Raw genomic sequence first — 23,344 nt, 5'->3', positions numbered from 1 at the left:
CTTGCTCAGGCGCCGGTGCGGCCGCCCAGGGTCTCGGCCACCCAATCGGCGATGTAGTGGCCGGCGTTGATGCTGTTGTCGAAGCTGGCGTGCTGGCTGCCGCCCTCGCGCTCGGTGAAGACCTTCAGCTCGCGCTTCGGACTGTTCACCAGCTGTTCGTAGGTGCGCTCGGCCCACTTCAGCGGGATCTGCGAGTCGTTGGCACCGTGGGTGACCAGGAAGGGCACGCGGATCTGCTCGACCACGCCGTCGAGGTGCACGTCCTCGGCGATGCGCATGAAGTCCTCGATGTCCTTGGCGCCCCAGACCCAGCACACATGGGCCCAGTAGTGCGGCACCGGGAAGTTGCCTTCCTTCTCCAGGCGGCGCTTCTGCACGTCGCGCCAGTCGTGGTTGGCGCCCCAGGCCACGCCGCAGGCGAAGCGCGGCTCCATCGCCACCGCGCGCGGGCAGTAGTAGCCCCCCAAAGAGACGCCCTCGCAGCCGATGCGCTTCGGGTCAACCTGCGGATGCTGCTCCAGCCAGTCGACGACGCGGCTGGCCCAGTGCTCGGTGTCGAAGCGCGCGGTCAGGCCATGCAGGCGCAGCGCCTCGCCGGTGCCCGGCTGGTCCACCACCAGCGACGAGACCCCGCGCTGGGCCAGCCAGCCCGGCAGACCGACCAGATACTTCATCTCCTTGGTCGAGTCCAGGCCGTTGAGCTGCACCAGGATCGGCGCGCGCTCGCCGGGCTGCAGGCCCTGGGCCGGCCGGTACAGCGCCGACAAGGTCTTGCCCTCATACGGGATCTCGACGCGCTGCACCGGGTCGCCCAGCAGCGCCGAGCCCTTTTGGAACAGTGCCAGCTCGCGCTGGTACAGCGCCAGGCGGCCCGGGGCGTGGTGGGCCTGCAGGCGCTCGGCGGTCAGCAGGTAGCTGGCGGCGCGGCGGTATTTCTCGCCGGCGCTGAAACGGCGGCCGCGCGCCTCGTCCTCTTCGGCCAGGCCGCAGAGCTGGTCGGCCATGCGCACCCAGGTCTCGCGGAAGGCCTGTGTGCCGGCGGCGTCCGGGGCCTTGGCGGCTTCCTGCAGCGGGGCGCACATGGCCTCGATCTCGCCGATGCGCGCGCCCATCTCGATCGCCAGATCGACCGACAGGTTCCAGACGTAGTTGGTGGGGAAGTACCTGAACATGGGCCGCAGTCTTGCGGCCCGGAGGCGTTTGGAAAAGCGGATTCGATCCATGTCATGATTCGACGGAACCGAATCATCAAGGGTTATCCCTCGGATCCATCGATGCGATTCAACCGCCTGGACCTGAACCTGCTGGTCGCGCTGGACGCGCTGCTGACCGAGCGCAGCGTGACGCGCGCGGCCGTGCGGCTGAACCTCAGCCCCTCGGCCACCAGCGACGCGCTGGCCCGGCTGCGCGAGTACTTCGACGACGAGCTGCTGGTGCAGGTGGGTCGCAAGATGGAGCCCACGCCGCGCGCCGAGGCGCTGCAGCAGCCGGTGCGCGACGTGCTGGTGCGGGTGGACAGCACGATCGCCACCCAGCCCGATTTCGACCCCGCGCGCAGCGAGCGGGTGTTCCGCGTCTTCGCCTCGGACTACACCCAGATGGTGATCGGCCCGCAGGTGATGGCGCTGGCCGCCGGCCAGGGCGCGAGGGTGCGCATCGACTTCCTGCCGCAGATCGCGCAGCCGCACCGCAGCCTGGAGCGCGGCGAGGCCGACCTGCTGGTGCTGCCGCAGGCCCTGCTGTCGGCCGAGCACCCCAGCGAGGTGCTCTACCAGGAGCGCTTCGTCTGCGCGGTCTGGCAGGACGGCGCGCTGGCCCGCGGCGCCCTGACGCGCGAGCGCTACCTGGCCGCCGGCCATGTGGTGATGCATCCGCAGGACGCCGCGTCGGCCTCGTACGAGGACTGGTTCATCACCCGGCTGGGCGTGGCGCGGCGCATCGTGGCCTCCAGCTACGGCTTTGCCACGGTGCCAGGGCTGCTGGTCGGCACCGACCATGTGGCAACGATGCACGAGCGCCTGGCGCGCCTGTTCCTGTCGGTGTGGCCGCTGGTGGTGCGGCCCTGCCCAATCGAGATTCCGCCGATGCAGCAGGCCGTGCAGTGGCACAAGTACCGCCGCCAGGACCAGGGCATCGCCTGGCTGCGCGGCCTGTTCACCCAGGCCGCGGCGGTGCTGCCGCCGTCGCAGCGCGAGCCCGCCTGAACCGCCGGCGGCACGGATGTTGCTGCCGGTGGGTGGGTCGATGAAATCCGCCCTGTCCTTCCTGAAGGCTGCCAAGCGCAGCGAGATCGCCGGCCTGCGCCGCCTGGTGCTGACCGGTGCCCTGGTCAACGCCGTGGGCCGCCTGGTGCATGCGTTGCAGCGCGAGCGCGGCCTGGCCAACCTGTTCCTGGGCTCACAAGGGCGCCGATGGGCCGAGGAGCGCCTGGCCCAGGTGGCCAGCAGCCAGGGCCTGCAGGAGGAGGTGCTCTACGCCTTCGAGCAGCTCGACACCGACACCGCGCCCAACTGCCACCGTGCCCGGCTGTTCGCCGCCATTGCCTACGCGATGCAGGGCCTGGCCGCGCTGGACCTGCTGCGCCAGCAGGTGCAGGCGCAGGCCTGGTCGGCGCCGCGCGCCACCGACGCCTATGTGCGGGTGATCAGCGCGCTGCTGGCGGTGGTCTTCGAGGCCGCCGACAGCGCCTGGGACCCGGACATTTCGCGCCACCTGGTGGCCTTCTTCAACTTCCTGCAGGGCAAGGAGTTCGCCGGCCAGGAGCGTGCGGCCGGCTCGGCGCTGTTTGCATCGGGGCGGGCCGAGGCCGAGGGGCAGCAGCGCCTGCTGCACCTGATCGAGTCGCAGGAACGCTGCCTGCAGGTCTTTGCCGACTTCGCCGGTGCGGCGCTGAGCCAGGCCTGGCAGCAGGCCCAGCGGCCCGAGCAGCTGCTGCCGCTGGAGCGCCTGCGGCGGGTGCTGTGCACCAGCGCGGCGGGCGGACCGCTGGACACCGGTCTCAGCCAGCTCTGGTTCGATGCCTGCACCGCCCGGCTTGACGCGATGAAGAGCACCGAGGACGCGCTGGCCAGCGAGCTGCAGGCGCTGTGCGGCCAGCGGCTGCGCAGCACCGAGCAGGAGCTGGCCGAACTCGAGCGCCTGGGCAGCCAGCTCGCACCGCAGGGGCGTGCGCAGGACTCCGGCTTCTTCGACGATGCCCCGGTCGCGCAGGCCCTGCCGCCCGGCCTGACGCTGGGCTCGCAGGTCGAAGGTTCGATCCTGGCCCTGGTGCGCGAGCAGGCGCAGCGCCTGCAGGCGATGGGTGACGAACTCGACACCGTGCGCGCCAGCCTGAACGAGCGCAAGACCATCGAGCGCGCCAAGGGCCTGCTGATGGCGCACCGCCAGCTGGGCGAGGACGAGGCCCACAAGACGATGCGCCAGATGGCCATGAACCAGAGCCGCCGCCTGGTGGACGTGGCCGAGGCCGTGCTGGCCATGGCCGCGGTGCTGCCGCCCCCACCCGGCCGTTGATGCACTGCAGCAGTGCCTGCGGGCGCTGACGCACCAGCCTCGTGCGTGGCCGATGGCGCCGACGCTGCCCCATCCAGTCCGACATTCCCCAGGAAATTCAATGACTTGCCGCGCCACCCCGGGTGAACCCTGGGTCTGGCACGAGTTCTGCTGAGAAGAGCCCAAGGCACCGCGGCCAATGGCGGTTGTGGTGCGATGAAGTCTTCCCGGACACGGACAACGGCGTCCATTGCCGGCTTGCACCCGCAGGCCAGGCGATGGGCGCCGTTGGCGTTTTCCGACCCCGTTTCTTTTGGCCTCAGGAGTTGCCCATGACCACCCGCACCCCCGATCCGTCGCGCCGTGATGTGCTGAAGAAGGGCGCCGCCGTCGGCGCCGCCACCGTGTTCTCCAGCCTGGGCCACAGCGGCGTCTGGGCCGCCGGCTCGGACAAGCCCGAGAAGGAAGAAGTGAAGATCGGCTTCATCCCGCTGACCGATTGCGCCAGCGTGGTCATGGCCAGCGTGCTGGGCTTCGACAAGAAGTACGGCGTGACCATCGTGCCCAGCAAGGAAGCCAGCTGGGCCGGCGTGCGCGACAAGCTGGTCAGCGGCGAGCTGGACATGGCCCACGTGCTCTACGGCCTGGTCTACGGCGTGCACCTGGGCACCGCCGGTCCGAAGAAGGACATGGCGGTGCTGATGAACCTGAACCACAACGGTCAGGCCTTCACGCTGTCGAAGGCGCTGGCCGACAAGGGCGCGGTCGACGGCCCGGCGCTGGCCAAGCACATCGCCGCCAACCCGCGCGAATACACCTTCGCCGGCACCTTCCCCACCGGCACCCACGCGATGTGGATGCACTACTGGCTGGCCAGCTTCGGCATCAACCCGCTCAGCGGCGCCAAGCTGATCACCGTGCCGCCGCCGCAGATGGTGGCCAACATGCGCGTGGGCAACATGGACGGCTTCTGCGTCGGCGAGCCCTGGAACCACCGCGCCATCATGGATGGCATCGGCATCACCGCCAACACCACCCAGGACCTCTGGAAGGACCACCCGGAGAAGGTGCTGGGCACCAGCGCCGACTTCGTCAAGAAGTACCCCAACACCACGCGCGCCGTGATGATGGCCGTGCTCGAGGCCGGCAAGTGGATCGACGCCGGCCTGCAGAACAAGATGAAGATGGCCGAGACGGTGGCGCAGAAGGCCTACATCAACACCGGCGTCGACGCGATCAACCAGCGCATCCTGGGCCGCTACCAGAACGGCCTGGGCAAGACCTGGGACGACCCCAACCACATGAAGTTCTTCAACGACGGGCTGGTGAACTTCCCCTTCCTGTCCGACGGCATGTGGTTCCTGACCCAGCACAAGCGCTGGGGCCTGATGAAGACCCACCCCGACTACCTGGCGGTGGCCAAGCAGGTCAACCAGGTGGATCTGTACAAGTCGGTCGCCAGCGCCATGGGCATCAGCGTGCCCAAGGACCCGATGCGCAGCAGCAAGCTGATCGACGGCAAGGTCTGGGACGGCAAGGACCCGGCCAAGTACGCCGATTCGTTCGCCATCAAGGCCTGAGGCCGAAAGGGACGCCACCATGGTCGCCGCCATCTTCCATTCGCCGATCGAGGCCGCCGCGGCCCCGGTTCCGCCGGCCGCCGCGCCCGCGCCCGCCAAGTCCGCTCCGGTGGAGAGCGCCCCCGCGCCCACCCCCGCACCGCGCCGTCCGCCGCGCGACTGGCGCGGCCTGTGGATGGCGGTGCTGCCGCCGATCTTCGGCCTGGCCTTGCTGGTGCTGGTGTGGCAGGGCATTGCGTCCACCACCGGCAGCGGCATCCCCAAGCCGGCCGAGACCTGGGCGCAGGCAGTCAAGGTCTTCTCCGACCCGTTCTACAGCAACGGTCCGAACGACCAGGGCATCGGCTGGAACATCCTGTCTTCGCTCAAGCGCGTGGGCATCGGCTTCGGCCTGGCCGCCCTGGTGGGCATCCCGGCGGGCTTCGCGATCGGCCGCTCGGTGTTCCTCTCGCGCATGTTCAACCCGCTGATCAGCCTGCTGCGACCGGTCTCACCGCTGGCCTGGCTACCGATCGGTCTGCTGGTCTTCAAGGGCGCCAACCCGGCCGCGATCTGGACGATCTTCATCTGCTCGATCTGGCCGATGATCATCAACACCGCGGTGGGCGTGCAGCGCGTGCCGCAGGACTACCTGAACGTCGCCCGCGTGCTCAACCTGAGCGAGTGGAAGGTCTTCACCAAGATCCTCTTCCCCGCGGTGCTGCCCTACCTGCTGACCGGCGTGCGCCTGGCGGTGGGCACGGCCTGGCTGGTGATCGTGGCCGCCGAGATGCTGACCGGCGGCGTGGGCATCGGCTTCTGGGTCTGGGACGAGTGGAACAACCTGAACGTCTCGTCGATCATCATCGCGATCTTCGTGATCGGGGGTGTCGGCCTGCTGCTGGAGGCCGCGCTGATCCGCCTGGCCTCGCTGTTCACCTACGAGGAGGTCAAGGCATGAACACCGCCAAGTACATCGAGATCCAGGGCGTCGCGCAGACCTTCAAGACCAAGCAGGGCCTGTTCCCCGCGCTGCGCGACATCGACCTCTGCGTGGCCCAGGGCGAGTTCGTCGCGTTGATCGGCCACTCGGGCTGCGGCAAGTCCACGCTGCTGAACCTGATCGCCGGCCTGACCACGCCCACCGAAGGTGTGCTGCTGTGCGCCGACAAGGAGATCAAGGGCCCCGGCCCGGAGCGCGCGGTGGTGTTCCAGAACCACTCGCTGCTGCCCTGGCTGACCTGCTTCGAGAACATCCACCTGGCGGTGGAGCGGGTGTTCGGCGGCCGCGAGAGCAAGGCGCAGCTGAAGGCCCGCACCGAGGCCGCGCTGGCCCTGGTGGGCCTGGGCCATGCCGCGGGCAAGCGCCCTGGCGAGATCTCCGGCGGCATGAAGCAGCGCGTGGGCATCGCGCGGGCGCTGTCGATGGAGCCGCAGGTGCTGCTGATGGACGAGCCCTTCGGTGCGCTGGACGCGCTCACCCGCGCCAAGCTGCAGGACGAGCTGCTGGAGATCGTTGCCCAGACCCGTGCCACCGTGGTGATGGTGACGCACGATGTGGACGAGGCGGTGCTGCTGTCCGACAAGATCGTGATGATGACCAACGGCCCCGCCGCCACCATCGGCGAGGTGCTGCAGGTCGAGCTGCCGCGCCCGCGCAGCCGCGTGGCGCTGGCCGATGACCCCACCTACCAGGCCTGCCGCAAGGCGGTGATCGACTTCCTCTACACGCGGCAGGGCCACGTGGAGAAGGCCGCGTGAGGCACCCCATCATGGCCCAACCCACCCACCTGGTCGTCGCCGGCAACGGCATGGTCGGCCACCGCTTCGTCGAGGAACTGCTGCAGCGCATCCCCGATCTGCCGGCCGCCGGCCTGCAGGTCACGGTGCTGGGCGAGGAGCCGCGCGCCGCCTACGACCGCGTGCACCTGAGCGAGTTCTTCAGCGGCCGCAGCGCCGAAGCGCTGTCGCTGGTGCCCGCCGGCTTCTATGACCGGCCGGGCCTGACGCTGCGCCTGGGCGCGCGCGTGGCCAGCATCGAGCGACGCGACCGCACGCTGCGCCTGGCCGACGGCGAGCAGCTGCACTACGACCAGCTGGTGCTGGCCACCGGCTCGGTGCCCTTCGTGCCGCCGATCCCCGGCCGCGACCGCGCGCACTGCCATGTCTACCGCACGATCGAGGACCTGCAGGCGATGCAGGCCTCGGGCGCGGTGTCGGGCAGCGGCGTGGTCATTGGCGGCGGCCTGCTGGGCCTGGAGTGCGCCAAGGCGCTGCGCGACATGGGCCTGGCCACGCACGTGGTGGAGTTCGCGCCGCGGCTGATGGCGGTGCAGATCGACGAGGCCGGCGGCGCGCTGCTGCGCCGGCGCATCGAGGGCCTGGGCGTGCAGGTGCACACCAGCCGCCAGACGCTGGAGATCACCGACGGCGCCAGCGCCCGCCACCGCCTGGTGTTTGCCGACGGCAGCCACCTGGAGACCGACATGCTGGTCTTCTCGGCCGGCATCCGGCCGCGCGACGAGCTGGCGCGCCAGTGCGCGCTGGCGGTGGGGCCGCGCGGTGGCGTGGTGGTCGACGACCAGTGCCGCAGCAGCGACCCGGCGATCTTCGCGATCGGCGAATGCGCCAGCTGGAACGAGCAGGTCTTCGGCCTGGTGGCGCCCGGCTACGAGATGGCCCGCGTGGTGGCCGCGCAGGTGGCGGGCGAGGCGGCGGCCGCCTTCCGCGGCGCCGACCTGTCGACCAAGCTCAAGCTGATGGGCGTGGACGTGGCCAGCATCGGTGACGCCCAGGGCCGCACGCCGGGCTGCCGCAGCATCGCCTTCAGCGACGAGCCCAAGCAGCTCTACAAGCGCCTGGTGCTGAGTGCCGATGGCAAGACCCTGCTGGGCGCGGTGCTGGTGGGCGATGCCAGCGAGTACGGCACGCTGCTGCAGTACGTGCTCAACGGCCTGGCGCTGCCGGGCGCGCCCGAGCAGCTGATCCTGCCCGCCAGCGACGGCGCGCCCGTGGGCCTGGGCGTGGACGCGCTGCCCGACACCGCGCAGATCTGCTCCTGCAACAACGTCAGCAAGGGCCAGCTCTGCGGCGCCATCGCCGAGGGCGTGCACGAGCTGGGCGCGCTCAAGGCCTGCACCCGCGCCGGCACCTCCTGCGGCGGCTGCGTGCCGCTGGTGCAGCAGGTGCTGAAGGCCGAGTTGAAGCGCCAGGGCGTGGCGGTGACCAACCATGTCTGCGAGCATTTCCCGCACTCGCGCCAGGAGCTGCACCACCTGGTGCGCGTCGGTGGCATCCGCAGTTTCGGCGATCTCATCGCCAAGCACGGCCGCGGCCATGGCTGCGACATCTGCAAGCCGGCGGTGGCCAGCATCCTGGCCAGCGTCTGGAACGACTTCGTGCTGGCCCCGAAGCACCTGCCGCTGCAGGACACCAACGACCGCTTCCTGGCCAACATCCAGAAGGACGGCACGTATTCGGTGGTGCCGCGCGTGCCGGCCGGCGAGATCACGCCGCAGCAGCTGATCACGATCGGCCAGATCGCGCAGCGCCACAAGCTCTACACCAAGATCACCGGCGGCCAGCGCATCGACCTGTTCGGCGCCCAGGCGCATGAGCTGCCGCAGATCTGGCGCGAGCTGGTGGACGCCGGCTTCGAGTCGGGCCACGCCTACGGCAAGGCGCTGCGCACCGTGAAGAGCTGCGTCGGCTCCACCTGGTGCCGCTACGGCGTGCAGGACTCGGTGGGCATGGCGCTGCGGCTGGAGCACCGCTACAAGGGCCTGCGCGCGCCGCACAAGATCAAGTTCGGCGTCTCGGGCTGCACCCGCGAGTGCGCCGAGGCGCAGGGCAAGGACGTGGGCGTGATCGCCACCGAGCGCGGCTGGAACCTGTATGTGTGCGGCAACGGCGGCATGAAACCGCGCCACGCCGAGCTGCTGGCCAGCGACCTGGACGAGGCCGGCCTGATCCGCGCGATCGACCGCTTCCTGATGTTCTACATCCGCACCGCCGACCGCCTGCAGCGCACCAGCACCTGGCGCGACAACCTGGAAGGCGGCCTGGACTACCTGAAGGCGGTGGTGATGCAGGACTCGCTGGGCATCGGCGCCGAGCTGGAGGCCGCGATGGCCCAGGTCATCGGCGCCTATGCCTGCGAGTGGAAGGTGGCGCTCGAGACCCCGGCCACGCTGCAGCAGCTGCGCACCTTCGTCAACAGCGAGGCGGGTGACGCCAACGTGGTGTTTGTCGAGGAACGCGGCCAGCCGCGCCCGGCCACGCCCGAGGAAAAGCGCGCGCTGCAGGCCCAGCCCGCCGCCGAAGCCACCCCCGTCTGAGGAGCCCCCGATGGACCAGCCCCACGCCGCCTGGCAGCGCATCTGCGCGCTGGATGACATCCTGCCCGAGACCGGCGTCTGCGCGCTGCTGAGCGGCCGCCAGATCGCCGTCTTCCGCCTGGCCGACGACCGCCTGTTCGCGCTCGACAACCATGACCCGAAGAGCGGCGCCAACGTGCTGTCGCGCGGCATCGTCGGCGACCTGGGCGGCGAGCCGGTGGTGGCCTCGCCGGTCTACAAGCAGCACTACGCGCTGCGCAGCGGCGCCTGCCTGGAAGACGCCGGCACCACGCTGCAGACCTTCGAGGTGCAGGCCCGCGACGGCGCGGTCTGGCTGCTCGCCTGAGAGGCCGCGCGATGGACGAGGTGCGCAGCGTCTGCCCTTACTGCGGCGTGGGCTGCGGCATCGTGCTGGAGCGCGACAACGCGCACCGCATCATCCGCGTGCGCGGCGACGAGCAGCACCCGGCCAACCGCGGCCGGCTGTGCACCAAGGGCCAGACCTGTGCCGTGCCGCTGACCGCGCCGGGTCGGATGGACAGCGCCTACCTGCGCCACGACCGCTCGCACCAGCCGGTGCGCGTGCCCATGGACAGCGCGCTGCGCGAGACCGGCCAGCGCCTGCGCGCGCTGATCGACCGCGACGGCCCCGACGCGGTGGCGCTGTATGTCTCGGGCCAGATGTCGATCGAGGCGCAGTACCTGGCCAACAAGCTGGCCAAGGGCTACATCGGCACCCACCAGATCGAGTCCAACTCGCGCCTGTGCATGGCCAGCGCCGGTGCCGGCTACAAGGCCTCGCTGGGCGCCGACGCGCCGCCGGGCAGCTATGACGACATCGACCAGGCCGAGCTGTTCCTGGTGATCGGCTCGAACATGGCCGACACCCACCCGATCCTGTTCCTGCGCATGATGGAGCGGGTGCAGGCGGGCGCGAAGCTGATCGTGGTGGACCCGCGCCGCAGCGCCACCGCCGACAAGGCCCACCTGCACCTGCCCATCCGCCCCGGCAGCGACCTGGCGCTGCTGGCCGGCTGGCTGCGCTGGCTGCAGCAGCACGGCCACACCGACCCCGGCTTCATCGACCAGCACACCGAGGGCTGGGACGCGGTGAGCGCCGCCGTGGCGCCCTATGACCTGGCCAGCGTGGCCGCGCTCACCGGCCTGGCGATGCCAGACCTGGAACGCGCCGCGCAGTGGATCGCGCAGGCCGGCACGCGCTGGGTGAGCTGCTGGACCATGGGCCTGAACCAGAGCAGCCACGGCACCGCCAACACGCAGGCGCTGTGCAACCTGCACCTGGCCACCGGCGCGATCGGCCATGCCGGTGCCGGGCCGCTGTCCCTGACCGGCCAGCCCAACGCGATGGGCGGGCGCGAGATGGGCTACATGGGCCCGGGCCTGCCGGGTCAGCGCAGCGTGACGGTCGAGGCCGACCGCCGCTTCACCGAGGAGGTCTGGGGCCTGCCGCCCGGCACGCTGCGCGCGCAGGCCGGCGACGGCACGGTGGCGCTGTTCGAGCGCATGGCCGCCGGCCAGGTGGCCGCCTGCTGGATCATCTGCACCAACCCGGTGGCCAGCGTGGCCGATCGCAGCACGGTGATCACGGCCCTGGCGCGCGCCGAGCTGGTGGTCTGCCAGGACGCCTTCCTGGACACCGAGACCAGCCGCCACGCCGACATCCTGCTGCCCGGCGCGCTGTGGGCCGAGGGCGATGGCGTGATGGTCAACTCCGAGCGCAACCTGAGCCTGGCACCGGCCGCCACACCGGCGCCGGGCGAGGCCCTGCCGGACTGGCTGATCATCTGCCGCGTCGCCCAGGCCATGGGCTACGCGCAGGGCTTTGCGTTCAACAGCGCGGCCGAGGTCTTCGACGAGCTGGCGCGCTTTCACAACCCGGCCACCGGCTACGACCTGCGCGGCGCCAGCCATGCGCGGCTGCGCGAGGGCCCGCTGCAATGGCCCTGCCCGCCCGGGCGCCACGAGCGGCGCCACCCGCAGCGCGACCGGCACGGCGACGTGCTGCGCTTTCCCACGCCCAGCGGCCGCGCCCGCTTCATCCCCTGTCCGCACCGCGAGCCGGCCGAGGCCACCGACGCCGAGTACGGCTGGCTGCTCAACACCGGGCGCGTGCAGCACCAGTGGCACACGCTGACCAAGACCGGCCGCGTCGCGGTGCTGAACAAGCTGGACCCGGGCCCCTTCATCGAGATCCACCCGGACGACGCCGCGGCGCTGGACATCCGCGCACGCGACCGCGTCGAGCTGCGCTCGCGCCGCGGTCGCGCGGTGCTGCCGGCGCGCCTGAGCGACCGGGTGCAGCGCGGCCAGTGCTTCGCGCCCTTTCACTGGAACGACCTGTACGGGGAGGATCTGGCGGTCAATGCGCTGACCAGCCCGGCGGTGGACCCGGTGTCGCTGCAGCCCGAGTTCAAGCTCAGCGCGGTGGCGCTGCGCCTGTTCGAGCGCGCCGCCGACGAGCCCACCCCGCGCAGCGCCCTGCCCGAGCCCGAGGGCGATGGCCCGCCGCTGACCGTGCTGTGGGCCTCGCAGACCGGCCGCGCCGAGGACGCCGCCACCGAGGTGGCGCGCCGCCTGCGCAGCGCCGGCTGGCGCGTGCGCCTGTGCGGCATGGACGCCTGCCAACCCACCGACCTGCCGGCCGGCACGCCACTGCTGCTGCTGGCCAGCACCTTCGGTGACGGCGATCCGCCCGACAGCGCGCGCGGCTTCTGGCAGTCCTTGCAGGAGCCGACGGCCGCTCACCTGGCCAGCAGCCCGTTCGCGGTGCTGGCCTTCGGTGACCCGCGCTATGCGCAGTTCTGCGGCTTCGGCCGGCAGCTGGAAGCGCGGCTGCTGGCCCTGGGCGCGCCGCGCCTGGCGCCGCGTGTGGACTGTCCGCCCGAGCACGCCGCGCCGATGCGGCGCTGGCTGAGCGCAGTGGCGCAGGCCCTGCAGGCCCACCGCCCGGCCGATGCGCGCCAGCCCGCGCTGGCGCTGTTTGATGCCGACGACGACGCGCCCGAGGCCCCGGCCGCGGCCCTCCCCGGCACGCGCGCCCATCCGCTGCCCGCGCCGCTGCGCCACAACCGCCTGCTCAGCGGCCCGGGTGCCGGCAAGGAAGTGCGCCAGTTCGTCTTCGACCTGGCCGACAGCGGCCTGCACTACGAGGCCGGCGACGCGCTGGGCGTGTGGCCCACCAACTGCCCGGCCCTGGTGGCCGAGCTGCTGGGGCTGCTGCAACTGAGCGCTGCGGCGCCCGTCCGCCTGGACGGCCTGGGCGAGCTGCCGCTGGCCGAGGCGATGCTGCGCCACCTGGAGATCACCCGCCTGACGCCCGCGCTGCTGGCCGGCGTGGCCGAGCGCAGCGGCAGCGTGGCGCTGCTGGCGCTGGTCCAGCCCGCGCAAGCCGCCGCGCTACAGCGCTGGCAATGGGGCCGCCAGCCGGCCGACCTGCTGCGCGAACACCCGGCACGTCTGGGCGCCCAGGAATGGGTCGATCTGCTGCCGCGGCTGCAGCCGCGCCTGTACTCGATCGCCTCCAGCCCGCGCGCCCAGGCGGGCGAGGTGCACCTGACGGTGTCGACCGTGCGCTACCGCCATGGCGATCGGCTGCGCGGTGGCCTGTGCTCGACCTTCCTGGCCGACCGCGCCGCGGCCCAGCCGGTGCCGCTGTTCGTGCAAGCCAACCCGCGCTTTCGCCTGCCCGAGGAGGGCGACCGCCCGGTGGTGATGATCGGCCCGGGCACCGGTGTGGCGCCCTTTCGCGGCTTCCTGCACGAGCGCCGCGCCCGCGGCGCGCGCGGGCGCAACTGGTTGTTCTTTGGCGAGCAGCACGCCGCCACCGACTTCTACTACCGCGACGAGCTGCAGGCGATGCAGCGCGACGGCACGCTGCAGCGGCTGAGCCTGGCCTTCTCGCGCGACCAGGCCGACAAGGTCTATGTGCAGCACCGCCTGCGCGAGCAGGGGGCCGAGCTGTGGGCCTGGCTGCAGGACGGTGCTAACGTCTATGTGTGCGGCGACGCCAGCCGCATGGCGCGCGATGTGGACCAGGCGCTGCGCGAGGTGGCGATGCAGCACGGTGGCCTGACCGACGATGCGGCCGCCGACTGGCTGACCGGCCTGACGCGCCAGCGGCGCTACCTGCGCGACGTCTACTGAGCTGCCGACTCCTGGCGCAGGGCCGCCGTGCGGCGCTGGAACTCCTGGCGCAGCTCCTTGCGCACCACCGCGGCAGCGTGCCGGCGTTTCTCGTCGGGCGTGAACGGGCGCAGCGGCGGCACCGGCACCGGCTTGCGCTCGTCGTCCACCGCCACCATCGTGAAGAAGCAGCTGTTGACGTGGCGCTGGCTTTGCGAGCGGATGTCCTGCGCGATCACCTTGACGCCCACCTCCATCGAGCTGGTGCCGGTGTGGTTGACCGCGGCCAGGAAGGTGACCAGCTCGCCCACATGCACCGGCTCGCGGAACACCACCTGGTCGACCGACAGCGTCACCACATAGCGCGCCGCATAGCGGCTGGCGCAGGCATAGGCCACCTGGTCGAGCAGCTTCAGGATGGTGCCGCCGTGCACGTTGCCGGCGAAGTTGGCGGTGTCGGGCGTCATCAGCACCGTCATCGACAGTTGGTGGGCGGGCAGGTCCATCGGGGCTCCGGGGCAGGCATCAGGGCTGGCATCGTCGCAGCTTTCGTGCCACGGCGGCGGTATCTCCCCTGGCGCTCAGGCCTTGTGGGTGGACAGCAGGATGCTGGTCTCGGTGGTGGCAATGCCCTCGATCTGGCGGATCTCGCCCAGCACCTGGTCGAAGGCCTCCAGCGAATCGGCGGCCAGTTCGGCAATCATGTCCCAGCGCCCGTTGGTGGTGTGCAGGGCCACCACATGGGGGTGGCCGCGCAGCGTGCGGCGCACCGCCTCGCCCACATGGCCGTCCACCTCGATCGAGGTGAGTGCGCGGATGCGCTGGCCCTCGACCTCGGGCTTCAGGCGCACCGTGTAGCCGACGATGGTGCCGCTGGCCTCGAGCTTGGCGATGCGGTTCTGCACCGTGGCGCGGGCCACCTTCAGGCGCCGCGCCAGCGCCACCACCGGCATCCGGGCATCGGCGCGCAGCAGCGCGATGAGTTGGCGGTCGACATCGTCCATGGTGATCAGAGTGCCAATTTCATTTGGCAATTTGCCAAGCAAACAGCATAACCTGACAAGTTGCTCTCTTCAATCTGGCAGCACTCCCGGGAACAATGGCGGGACCGGCTGGACCGGACAAGGAGACAACATGACCCGCTTCATCGATGTGCCCACGATGTCCCGCCTCGTTCAGGCGGTCGGCCTGGAGCGCTTCATCGGCGAGCTGGCCGACACGCTGCGCGCCGACTTCATCCGCTGGAACGACTTCGACAAGTCGGCCCGCGTGGCCAGCCATTCCGAGATCGGCGTGATCGAGCTGATGCCGGTGGCCGATGCGCACCACTACGCCTTCAAGTACGTCAACGGCCACCCGAGCAACACCCGCCAGGGGCTGTACACCGTGATGGCCTTTGGCGTGCTGGCCGAGGTGGCCACCGGGTATCCGGTGCTGCTGTCGGAGCTGACCGTGGCCACCGCGCTGCGCACCTGCGCCACCTCGCTGATGGCGGCGCGCGCACTGGCCCGGCCCGATGCGCGCCGCATGGCACTGATCGGCAACGGCGCACAGAGCGAGTTCCAGGCCCTGGCCTTCCATGCGCACCTGGGCATCGAGGAGATCGCGGTGTTCGATGTCGACCCGGCCGCCACCGACAAGCTGCTGCGCAACCTGTCCGTCTATCCGGGCCTGCGGCTGCGCCGCGCCACCTCCACCGCCGACGCGGTGCGCGGCGCCGACATCGTCACCACCGTCACCGCCGACAAGACCTACGCCACCATCCTGACGCCCGAGATGATCGAGCCGGGCATGCACCTCAACGCGGTGGGCGGTGACTGCCCCGGCAAGACCGAGCTGCATGCCGACGTGCTGCGCGGCGCCCGCGTGTTCGTCGAGTACGAGCCGCAGACCCGCATCGAGGGCGACATCCAGCAGCTGCCCGCCGACTTTCCGGTAGTGGACCTGTGGCGCGTGCTGGCCGGCCAGACCGTGGGACGCCAGAGCGCGCAGCAGGTCACGGTCTTCGACTCGGTGGGCTTCGCGCTGGAGGACTACTCGACGCTGCGCTACGTGCTGCAGCAGGCCGAGGCCCATGGCCTGGGCCAGTCGGTGGCCCTGGTGCCCGAGGCCGAGGATCCGAAGGACCTGTTTCGCATCACCCGGCCCGGCGCCTCGCGCGCGGTGATGCGGCGCGTGGCCTGAGCCACGCGCCGGCAGCTCACTGCCACAGCACCTTCTGCTTGTCCGAGTACCAGCGGTCCAGCTCGGGGGCGATCATCTTCTCGATGCCGGCGCGCTTGATCTTCATGGTGGGCGTCAGGCAGCCGTTCTCGATGCTCCAGGGCTCGCGCACCACCACCAGCATCTTCAGCTGCTCGTAGTCGGCCACGCTGGCATTGATCTCGTCGAGCAGGCGCGACAGCTCGGCCGTGACCTGCTGGCGCAGCTCGGGCTCGTGCTGGCGCGGGCGCAGGGTCTCAGAGAGCAGCACCATGGCGTAGGCCGCGGGCTGGCCCACGCCCGACACCAGCGACAGCTCCACCATCGGGTGGGCGTTGATGCGGTTCTCGATCGGCGCGGGCGCGACGTACTTGCCCTTGGCGGTCTTGAACAGCTCCTTGGCGCGGCCGGTCAGCTTCAGCAGGCCCTGCGGGTTCATCTCGCCCAGGTCGCCGGTGCGGAAGAAGCCGTCCTCGGTGAAGACCTCGGCGTCCAGGTCGGGACGCTTGTAGTAGCCCACCAACTGGCCCGGGCTCTTGATCAGGATCTCGCCCTCGGCGCTCAGCCGCAGCTGCACGCCCGGCAGCGCCACGCCCACATAGCCCGGCGCGTTGTACTGGGCGTTCGAGGTGAACGAGTAGGCGCAGTCCTCGGTCATGCCGTAGCCCTCGTAGAGCGGCAGGCCGATGCGACGGTACCAGGCGATCAGGTCGGGCGGGATGGGGGCCGAGCCGCTGCCGGCCATCAGCACCGCGTCCAGGCCCAGGCCGGTGCGCACTTTCTTGGCGACGATCTTGCCCAGGATGGGGATCTTCAGCAGCCGCTCGAGCTTGGCCGGCGGCATCTTGGCGAACACGCCCTGCTGGAACTTCAGCCACAGCCGCGGCACGCTGATGAACAGCGTGGGGCGGGCGCGCTGCAGGTCGGCCAGGAAGGTGTCCAGCGCCTCGGCGAAGAACATGTGGGTGCGGCCGTCCACCAGCGCCGCGCCTTCGATCCAGGAGCGCTCGAAGATGTGCGACAGCGGCAGGTAGGACAGCACGCGGTAGGGCGCGTCCTGGCCGATGCGCCGGCGCAGGTCCTCGCGGATGCCCACCGCCGCGGCGCTGAAGCGCTCGAAGCTGTGCATCACGCCCTTGGGCGTGCCGGTGGAGCCGGAGGTGTACATCAGCACCGCGATGTCCTGCGGCGCGCGCGCCGGCTGGCCGGCCATCGGCTCAGTGCGCGCCATGATCTCGTCCCAGGTGGGCAGACCATGGCCCTCGGGGGCCAGCGGGAAGGCGATGCAGGGCAGGCTGTCGGGCACGCCGGGTTTCTGGTGCGCCCAGGTGTCGAGCTTGCCGACGAACAGCAGGCTGGCCTCGCTGTGCGAGAGCACGTAGTTCACCGTGTCGGCGGTCTCGGTGGGGAAGATCGCCACCGTGGTGCAGCCCGCCATCCAGATGGCCAGCTCGGCCATGATGAAGTGGGCGCAGTTCTTGGACAGCATCGCCACCCGCGCGCCGGGCTCCAGGCCCAGGGCCTGCAGGTGGGTGGCCATGCGGCGCGCCTGGTCCAGCGTCTGCGCCCAGGTGTAGTTCACCACCTGGCCATTGCCGACCGGCTGGGTCATGAAGACCTGATCGGCGCGCTGGGTTTCGTGGGCGTAGACGTGGTCGAGCAGCAGTTGCGGCGAAGACGCCATGGCAAGGACTCCAGTGTCAGGATGGGGCGACGATAGCGACAGCCGCAGCCGCCGTCGTCGGGGGATTCCAGCGCTGCGTCTGGGGGAATGCACCTAACTTGACGCGCATCAGCACAGCACAGAGCATCGAAGCCCGCTGGAGGTTCCCTGCACCATGACCATTCGACCGACCGCCCTGCTGATGCCGGCACTGCTGCTGGCGGCCTGCCGCAGCACGCCGCCGCTGCCCCCCGAGCCGGCGCCGCAGGCCCTGGCCTGCCCCGACGGCCTGCCCACCGGCAGCCGCTGCCTGGGCGGCCGCGACAGCGCTGGCGCCCACATCCTGATCGCCCTGCCCCCCGGCTGGACCGCGGCCAGCGGCGATCTGGTCGTGCATGCGCACGGCGGCCCGCTGCTGGGCGAGCCACGCGCCGAACGCGTGGCCGAGGACCTGCACCGCTGGTCGATCGCTGTGCGCGCCGGCTACGCCTGGGCCGGCAGCAGCTTCGCCCAGGGCGGCGTGCAGGTGCTGGCCGCCGCCGAGGACACCGAGCGTCTGCGCCGCCTGTTCGTCACCCATGTGGGCCAACCGCGGCGCACGCTGCTGCACGGACAGAGCTGGGGCGCCAGCGTGGCCGCCCGCCTGGCCGAGCGCCAGCCCAGCGCCTACGACGGCGTGCTGCTGAGCAGTGGCGTGCTGGGCGGCGGCTCCAGGAGCTATGACTTCCGGCTGGACCTGCGCGTGGTCTATCAGCAGCTGTGCGGCAACCACCCGCGCCCCGACGAGCCGCCCTACCCGCTGTGGATGGGCCAGCCGGCCGGCTCCCCCATGAAGCAGGCCGACCTGGCCGCGCGCACCCGCGAGTGCCTGGGCCTGGGCTTGCCTGCGGCGCAGCGCAGTGCCGAGCAGGCGGCGCGCCTGAAGACGCTGACCTCGGTGATCCGCATTCAGGAACGCAGCGTGCAGGGCCACCTGAACTGGGCCACCTTCCACTTCGCCGACATCGCCCGGCGCAGCGGCGAACAGCCGGTGTTCGGCAACGAGGGGGTGCGCTACCAGGGCTCGACCGACGACGATGCGCTCAATGCCGCCGTGCTGCGCTACCGCGCCGACCCCAAGGCCCGCGCGCGCTTTGCGGCCGACACCGACCCCACCGGCCGCATCGCCGCGCCGGTGCTGACCGTGCATGCGCGCCAGGACCCGGTGGCTTTCCCTGAGCTGTCCGGCGAATTCGGCCGCACGATGGCGCGCGCCGGCCAGGCCGATCACCTGGTGCAGGTCTACACCGACCACAGCGAGCACAGCTACCTGGCCGACCCGGTCTACGTGGCGCTGCTCGAAGCCCTGCAGGCCTGGGTGGACCGTGGCGTGAAGCCCGCCCCGGCCACGGTGGCCGCGCGCTGCGAAGCCGCCCGCACCCGTTTCCCGGGCGAGTGCAGGATGCTGCCGGACTGGACGCCGCCGCCGCTGGACACGCGCGTGCCGGCGCGCGACTGAGCGCGCGCCGCGCCGCTCAGCGCCGGTCGCGTGGCGCGGGGTTGAAGAACACCAGGTCGCGCTGCGGGTCCACCGCGCTGGCCGGCACGCCGCTGAGCACCGCCAGCGGCGTCCACTTCGCCGCCGTGCCGACGCCGTCGGCGTCGATCTGCAACACCGCCCCCTTGGCGCTGTCCTTCAGACGCACCACGCCGTCGGCGATCGGGTCGGCGCCGCTGTAGCCGATGCTGGCCAGCAAGGCGCGCAGATCAATGCGGTCCGAGCCCGGCATGAAGTCCAGGATGGTGTCGCGCGCATCGCTCATCGCGGTGTAGGTGAACACATCCTCGCCGGCGCCACCGGTGAGCTTGTCGGCGCCACTGCCGCCGATCAGCTGGTCGTCACCCGGGGTGCCGACCAGCCGGTCCCGGCCCGCCGTGCTGCCGATCACCTTCACCAGGTACAGGCCGGCCACCACCGGGTCATGGTCCGATGACCGGTAGGCCGTGGCGGTGTAGAGGTCGGGCCCGCAGGTGCCGCACTGGGGCTGCTTGAACTCGGTGTTGTAGTCAATCACCGAGGGCTCGTCGGCGTTGATGTGCCACGGCGCGGCATCGGTCAGGCGCGCCGCCAGTGCGGGCGTGGCCAGCGCGTGGTCCAGGCGGCCGGCCGCGCCGTCGAACACATACGAGTAGCCCGCGCTGTTGAAGCGGGCGATCTGGTCTGCGAAGCCGCTGTCGACGAGCGCCACCACGGGGTCTTCCTTGGCATAGGCGTTGAGGTCGCCCAGCAGCAAGGCCGCGTCGGTGCCGGCAGCGCCGGCCAGACTGACCACCCAGGTGGCGGTGCGCTGGGCCTGCGCCACGCGGCGCGCGTTCCAGCAGCCCTGGCCGTCGCCGGTGTCCTGGTTGCCGTCATGGTCGGGGTCGCTGGGGCCGGGGCAGCTGCCCTTGCTCTTCAGGTGGTTGACCACCAGCGTCAGGCGCTCGCCGTTGGGGGCCTCAAAGGTCTGGGCCAGCGGCGGGCGGTTATGCACTGCATCCACGTCGCTCTGGGCCTCGGCCGCGCGCTGCAAGCGGGCAGGCTTGTAGATCATGGCCACCTTGATCGCATCGCTGCCGCTGCCCTGCGCGGGGTCAGGCACCGCAGCGTAGGTGCCGGCACCCAGTTGGGCGTTCAGCCCGTCGACCAGGTTCTGCACCGCGGTGGCGCCGTTGTTCTGCATCTCGATCAGGCCCACGGCGTCGGCGTTGATGGCCGCGAGCGCGGCCACGACCTTGGCGCGCTGGCGCTGGAACTCGGCCAGGTTGTCGGCGCCTCGGCAGTTCTGCGGCAGGCTGACACCGTCGAGCGTGCAGCCCTGGCCGCTGCGGCCGTCGGCATCGGTGCCGTCGGTGAAGGTGGTGAAGTAGTTCAGCACATTGAAGCTGGCCAGCCGCAGGTTGCCGGGCAGCGGCGGCGGCGCCTCGGTGCGCGGGCGGGCGCGCGTGAAGACCACAGGCTCGGTGGGGTGGATGCGGTAGTCACCCAGGCCGGCCGAGCTGCTGGTGGCCAGGCCGTAGTCCACGACGCCAGTGACCGCCGCCACGGTGTCACCGGCGCGCAGTGTGTCGCCCTCGCCCAGGTAGGGCGTGGGGTTGGGGTTCTGCTGGCTGGTACCGTCGTCCAGGATGATGCGGCGACGTGCATTGGCGTCCGCCAGGTCCTGGGCCTCGGCCGTGCCGGGGCGGTAGCGGTTGGTGGGCGTTTCCAGCCGACCGCCGGCCGACAGCGTGACCTGGCCGTAGCGGCCCTGGAAGTCGTTCTGCGAGGCGGTCAGCGGACCCGTCAGGGTGACCAGCATGCCTTCGACCTGCTCCAGATCGTCATTGACCCGTTCGGGGAAGGCGATCACGGTGGGCGCGATCACCTGGCCGCTGGCCTGCACCACCAGGCCACTGATGCCGGTCAGCTCGGTCACGGTGTGGGCGGCGGTATCGGGGTTGCTGGCGGCACCGGTGTTGAACTCGGTGACCGTGCCCACCAGTTGCACCGCCTGCCCGGCCGTCACCGTGGGCAGCGCGCCAGTGAAGACGAAAACACCGTCGGAGGTCAGCGGATCGCCGTCACCCAGCGGGTCCTGCAGGAAGAAGCCGTTGTTGTTGACACGCGTGACCACGCCCGAGGTGCTGACCTGCTGGCCGACGAGCGGGCTGGTGGCGCCGCTGCCCTGGATCTCCATGATCGAGTGGCTGGGCGGCGTGCTGATGCCACAGCTGCCCAGCGTGGACGCGGTGTTGCGCGGATTCGGAGCGGCGACGGCGAAGTCGGCGTTGTTGTGGTCACTGTCGGTGCACCCATCGGCGGCCCGCTGGTCGGCCGTGGTGTTCGATGGGGCCGGCGCCGCACCCGCCCCTTCAAAGTAATTGGCCGCGCCAAAGCCCACCAGATCGACGATGGCCGTTGAGACCGGCTTGTCGCCCACCAGCGGCGTGAGGCTGCTGACCAGCGCCACCTTGCCACCGGTCGAGCCCATCGCGATGCTGCCGATCGCGTCCGGCGTCGGCAGGTCCTGCGTACCGCCCGCGCCCTGGGCCTCCTGGACCAGGTAGTACTGGCGCGGCTGCAGCACCACATGGCCCAGGTCGGTCTTCAGCCAGGTGCCGGTGCCGGTGGTGGAGTTGTACTGCACCGACCAGCCTGCCAGCGACACCGGGGAGGTGCCGCCGTTGAACAGCTCGATGAAGTCATTCTTCAGCGTGGCCCCCGAGTTGCCACCACCGCCGTAGACCTGGCTGATCACCACCCCTTGCGGCGATGCTGTGGCCAGGCCGGCGGCACAGGCCAGCGCCAGCGCGGCGCACAGCGGACGGAGTCGGGGCTGGAATCGGAGTGGCATCAGAGGAACCTCGCTGTCGTTGTCGAAGGGTGGGCCACCGACCCGTTGCGCGGCTGCAGTGCGCCGCGCGGGGTGGCCGGGCGACGCAGCATCGCAAGCGGCGATGTCCACGCCGTGTCAGACGCTTGACAGACCTGTCACGCGACTCGGCCGTGCTGCGGGCGATACACTCCCCGCCGGGTGCACGGCCGCACAGGGCGCCGCTGCAGGGACGCGCGATGGTCGGGCCGCCTCGCGGCGATGTCCTGCCTGTGTCCCACATGACCTCTCCCACGATCGACCTGATCGCCGCCGCCCTCTTTGGCGTCGCTGTCCTCCACACCTTCTCGGCCAAGCTCTTCGAGCGCCTGGCCCACCGCTACCCGCGCCACGGCGGCCTGCTGCACCTGCTGGGCGAGGTCGAGGTGGTGTTCGGCTTCTGGGCCATCGTGCTGGTGCTGCTGATGGCGGTGCTGGCCGGCGGCGAGACCGCACTGGGCTACGCCGAGTCGCGCAACTACACCGAGCCGCTGTTCGTCTTCGTCGTGATGGTGGTGGCAGCGTCACGCCCGGTGCTGCAGACCGTGCTGGGTGCCGTGGACGCCAGCGCACGCTGGCTGCCACTGCCCACGCCGCTGGCCACCGCCTGGCTGGGCCTGGCGGCCGTGCCGCTGCTGGGCTCGCTGATCACCGAACCGGCGGCCATGACGCTGGCCGCGTTGCTGCTGGTGCGCACCGTGTTCCGCCCCGAGGTGCCCGAGCGCATCAAGTACACGGCGCTGGGCGTGCTGTTCGTCAATGTATCGATCGGCGGCACGCTGACCTCCTACGCCGCGCCACCGGTGCTGATGGTGGCGGCCACCTGGCAGTGGGACAGCGCCTTCATGCTGGCCACCTTCGGCTGGAAGGCTGCGCTGGCGGTGCTGGTCAACGCCTCGCTGGCCACCGTGCTCCTGCGGCGGCATCTCCAGGCCTCGGCGGGCCCGGTCGACAGCAGCGCCAATGCGCCCGTGCCCTGGACCATCGCCGCCGTTCACCTGACGCTGCTGGCCGGCGTGGTGATGCTGGCCCACCATCCGGTGGCCTTCCTCGCGCTGTTCCTGCTGTTCCTGGGCTTCACGCAGGCCTACAGCCGCCACCAGGACCCGCTGATCCTGAAGGAGGCGCTGCTGGTGGGCTTCTTCCTGGCCGGCCTGGTGGTGCTGGGCGGCCTGCAGCGCTGGTGGCTGCAGCCCATCGTCTCGGGGCTGGAACCGCTGGCGCTGTTCTTCGGCGCGCTGGGCCTGACCGCGGTGACCGACAACGCGGCGCTGACCTACCTGGGCTCGCTGATCCAGGGCATCAGCGATGACTCCAAGTACATGCTGGTGGCCGGCGCGGTGGCCGGCGGCGGCCTGACGGTCATCGCCAACGCGCCCAACCCGGCCGGTGTGGCGCTGCTGCGGCGCGGCTTTGCCGACGAGTCGATCGGCGCGGGCGGCCTGCTGCTGGGCGCGCTGGTGCCCACCGCGGTGGCCGCAGCGGCCTTCCTGCTGCTCTGAGCCCGCACGCAGACGCGACGCCGCGCCGCCCCCCACGATCGCAGCACCTGCGGGCCCGCCGGCCGCTTGAGGC

General features: G+C 71.1%; 16 protein-coding genes. 11 read left to right on the top strand and 5 right to left on the bottom strand.

The window, feature by feature from the left end; all coding sequences use genetic code 11:
• Positions 1 to 5: 5 nt before the first annotated feature.
• Positions 6 to 1,172 carry an alpha/beta hydrolase family protein gene (locus KAK06_RS18220; RefSeq protein ID WP_210803573.1) on the bottom strand — a complete coding sequence of 389 codons (1,167 nt, stop codon included), beginning with the start codon at positions 1,170 to 1,172 and terminating at the stop codon, positions 6 to 8.
• A gap of 102 nt (positions 1,173 to 1,274) precedes the next feature.
• Here KAK06_RS18220 and KAK06_RS18215 point away from each other — a divergent pair, with 102 nt between their 5' ends.
• The 8 genes from KAK06_RS18215 (at position 1,275) to KAK06_RS18180 (ending at position 13,552) form a co-directional block, all read left to right on the top strand.
• Positions 1,275 to 2,204: a LysR family transcriptional regulator gene (locus KAK06_RS18215; protein WP_210803572.1), complete on the top strand. Its 930-nt coding sequence runs from the start codon at positions 1,275 to 1,277 to the stop codon at positions 2,202 to 2,204.
• Between the two features lie 40 nt (positions 2,205 to 2,244).
• Positions 2,245 to 3,513: a nitrate regulatory protein gene (locus tag KAK06_RS18210; RefSeq protein WP_210803571.1), complete on the top strand. Its 1,269-nt coding sequence runs from the start codon at positions 2,245 to 2,247 to the stop codon at positions 3,511 to 3,513.
• 311 nt (positions 3,514 to 3,824) lie between these two features.
• Positions 3,825 to 5,072, top strand: a complete 1,248-nt coding sequence (locus tag KAK06_RS18205; RefSeq protein ID WP_210803570.1) for an ABC transporter substrate-binding protein — start codon at positions 3,825 to 3,827, stop codon at positions 5,070 to 5,072.
• Positions 5,073 to 5,091: 19 nt separating this feature from the next.
• Positions 5,092 to 6,012, top strand: a complete 921-nt coding sequence (ntrB, locus tag KAK06_RS18200; protein WP_210803569.1) for a nitrate ABC transporter permease — start codon at positions 5,092 to 5,094, stop codon at positions 6,010 to 6,012.
• Entirely contained in the window at positions 6,009 to 6,812 is an 804-nt protein-coding gene (locus KAK06_RS18195; protein ID WP_210803568.1) for an ABC transporter ATP-binding protein, read from the top strand. Before ntrB ends, KAK06_RS18195 begins: the two co-directional genes overlap by 4 nt.
• An 11-nt stretch (positions 6,813 to 6,823) precedes the next feature.
• The gene (gene nirB / locus KAK06_RS18190; protein ID WP_210803624.1) at positions 6,824 to 9,388 is read left to right on the top strand and encodes a nitrite reductase large subunit NirB; all 2,565 of its coding nucleotides are present in this window, start codon (positions 6,824 to 6,826) and stop codon (positions 9,386 to 9,388) included.
• A 10-nt stretch (positions 9,389 to 9,398) separates the two neighbouring features.
• Entirely contained in the window at positions 9,399 to 9,734 is a 336-nt protein-coding gene (nirD, locus tag KAK06_RS18185; RefSeq protein WP_210803567.1) for a nitrite reductase small subunit NirD, read from the top strand.
• 11 nt (positions 9,735 to 9,745) lie between these two features.
• Positions 9,746 to 13,552: a bifunctional nitrate reductase/sulfite reductase flavoprotein subunit alpha gene (locus KAK06_RS18180; protein ID WP_210803566.1), complete on the top strand. Its 3,807-nt coding sequence runs from the start codon at positions 9,746 to 9,748 to the stop codon at positions 13,550 to 13,552.
• On the opposite strand, the gene KAK06_RS18175 is transcribed toward KAK06_RS18180, so the two are convergent.
• Entirely contained in the window at positions 13,546 to 14,037 is a 492-nt protein-coding gene (locus KAK06_RS18175; protein ID WP_210803565.1) for an acyl-CoA thioesterase, read from the bottom strand. The two genes, KAK06_RS18180 and KAK06_RS18175, sit on opposite strands and share 7 nt — an antisense overlap.
• A gap of 75 nt (positions 14,038 to 14,112) precedes the next feature.
• Positions 14,113 to 14,535, bottom strand: a complete 423-nt coding sequence (locus KAK06_RS18170; protein ID WP_210803564.1) for an Lrp/AsnC family transcriptional regulator — start codon at positions 14,533 to 14,535, stop codon at positions 14,113 to 14,115.
• Between the two features lie 130 nt (positions 14,536 to 14,665).
• Between KAK06_RS18170 and ocd the strand changes: the two genes are divergently transcribed.
• The gene (ocd, locus tag KAK06_RS18165) at positions 14,666 to 15,715 is read left to right on the top strand and encodes an ornithine cyclodeaminase (protein WP_210803563.1); all 1,050 of its coding nucleotides are present in this window, start codon (positions 14,666 to 14,668) and stop codon (positions 15,713 to 15,715) included.
• Between the two features lie 16 nt (positions 15,716 to 15,731).
• On the opposite strand, the gene KAK06_RS18160 is transcribed toward ocd, so the two are convergent.
• Positions 15,732 to 17,417: an AMP-binding protein gene (locus KAK06_RS18160; protein WP_210803562.1), complete on the bottom strand. Its 1,686-nt coding sequence runs from the start codon at positions 17,415 to 17,417 to the stop codon at positions 15,732 to 15,734.
• A 154-nt stretch (positions 17,418 to 17,571) separates the two neighbouring features.
• Between KAK06_RS18160 and KAK06_RS18155 the strand changes: the two genes are divergently transcribed.
• Positions 17,572 to 18,894, top strand: coding sequence for an alpha/beta fold hydrolase (locus tag KAK06_RS18155; protein WP_210803561.1), 1,323 nt, complete (start codon positions 17,572 to 17,574; stop codon positions 18,892 to 18,894).
• 16 nt (positions 18,895 to 18,910) lie between these two features.
• Here the strand turns inward: KAK06_RS18155 and KAK06_RS18150 are convergent, their stop codons facing one another.
• Complete coding sequence (locus KAK06_RS18150) at positions 18,911 to 21,751, bottom strand: ExeM/NucH family extracellular endonuclease (RefSeq protein WP_210803560.1); 2,841 nt, start codon at positions 21,749 to 21,751, stop codon at positions 18,911 to 18,913.
• Between the two features lie 260 nt (positions 21,752 to 22,011).
• Here KAK06_RS18150 and KAK06_RS18145 point away from each other — a divergent pair, with 260 nt between their 5' ends.
• Positions 22,012 to 23,271, top strand: a complete 1,260-nt coding sequence (locus tag KAK06_RS18145; protein WP_210803559.1) for a putative Na+/H+ antiporter — start codon at positions 22,012 to 22,014, stop codon at positions 23,269 to 23,271.
• The last annotated feature ends 73 nt before the right edge of the window (positions 23,272 to 23,344 follow it).

Source organism: Ideonella aquatica, from assembly GCF_018069755.1.
Lineage (GTDB): Bacteria > Pseudomonadota > Gammaproteobacteria > Burkholderiales > Burkholderiaceae_C > Ideonella > Ideonella aquatica.
This window is presented reverse-complemented; position numbering and strand designations above follow the sequence as displayed.

Excerpts from the sequence above, each read along its gene's own strand:
- KAK06_RS18220 (WP_210803573.1), bottom strand. The coding sequence starts at position 1,172 with ATGTTCAGGTACTTCCCCACCAACTACGTCTGGAACCTGTCGGTCGAT.
- KAK06_RS18215 (WP_210803572.1), top strand. The coding sequence starts at position 1,275 with ATGCGATTCAACCGCCTGGACCTGAACCTGCTGGTCGCGCTGGACGCG.
- KAK06_RS18210 (WP_210803571.1), top strand. The coding sequence starts at position 2,245 with ATGAAATCCGCCCTGTCCTTCCTGAAGGCTGCCAAGCGCAGCGAGATC.
- KAK06_RS18205 (WP_210803570.1), top strand. The coding sequence starts at position 3,825 with ATGACCACCCGCACCCCCGATCCGTCGCGCCGTGATGTGCTGAAGAAG.
- ntrB (WP_210803569.1), top strand. The coding sequence starts at position 5,092 with ATGGTCGCCGCCATCTTCCATTCGCCGATCGAGGCCGCCGCGGCCCCG.
- KAK06_RS18195 (WP_210803568.1), top strand. The coding sequence starts at position 6,009 with ATGAACACCGCCAAGTACATCGAGATCCAGGGCGTCGCGCAGACCTTC.
- nirB (WP_210803624.1), top strand. The coding sequence starts at position 6,824 with ATGGCCCAACCCACCCACCTGGTCGTCGCCGGCAACGGCATGGTCGGC.
- nirD (WP_210803567.1), top strand. The coding sequence starts at position 9,399 with ATGGACCAGCCCCACGCCGCCTGGCAGCGCATCTGCGCGCTGGATGAC.
- KAK06_RS18180 (WP_210803566.1), top strand. The coding sequence starts at position 9,746 with ATGGACGAGGTGCGCAGCGTCTGCCCTTACTGCGGCGTGGGCTGCGGC.
- KAK06_RS18175 (WP_210803565.1), bottom strand. The coding sequence starts at position 14,037 with ATGGACCTGCCCGCCCACCAACTGTCGATGACGGTGCTGATGACGCCC.
- KAK06_RS18170 (WP_210803564.1), bottom strand. The coding sequence starts at position 14,535 with ATGGACGATGTCGACCGCCAACTCATCGCGCTGCTGCGCGCCGATGCC.
- ocd (WP_210803563.1), top strand. The coding sequence starts at position 14,666 with ATGACCCGCTTCATCGATGTGCCCACGATGTCCCGCCTCGTTCAGGCG.
- KAK06_RS18160 (WP_210803562.1), bottom strand. The coding sequence starts at position 17,417 with ATGGCGTCTTCGCCGCAACTGCTGCTCGACCACGTCTACGCCCACGAA.
- KAK06_RS18155 (WP_210803561.1), top strand. The coding sequence starts at position 17,572 with ATGACCATTCGACCGACCGCCCTGCTGATGCCGGCACTGCTGCTGGCG.
- KAK06_RS18150 (WP_210803560.1), bottom strand. The coding sequence starts at position 21,751 with ATGCCACTCCGATTCCAGCCCCGACTCCGTCCGCTGTGCGCCGCGCTG.
- KAK06_RS18145 (WP_210803559.1), top strand. The coding sequence starts at position 22,012 with ATGACCTCTCCCACGATCGACCTGATCGCCGCCGCCCTCTTTGGCGTC.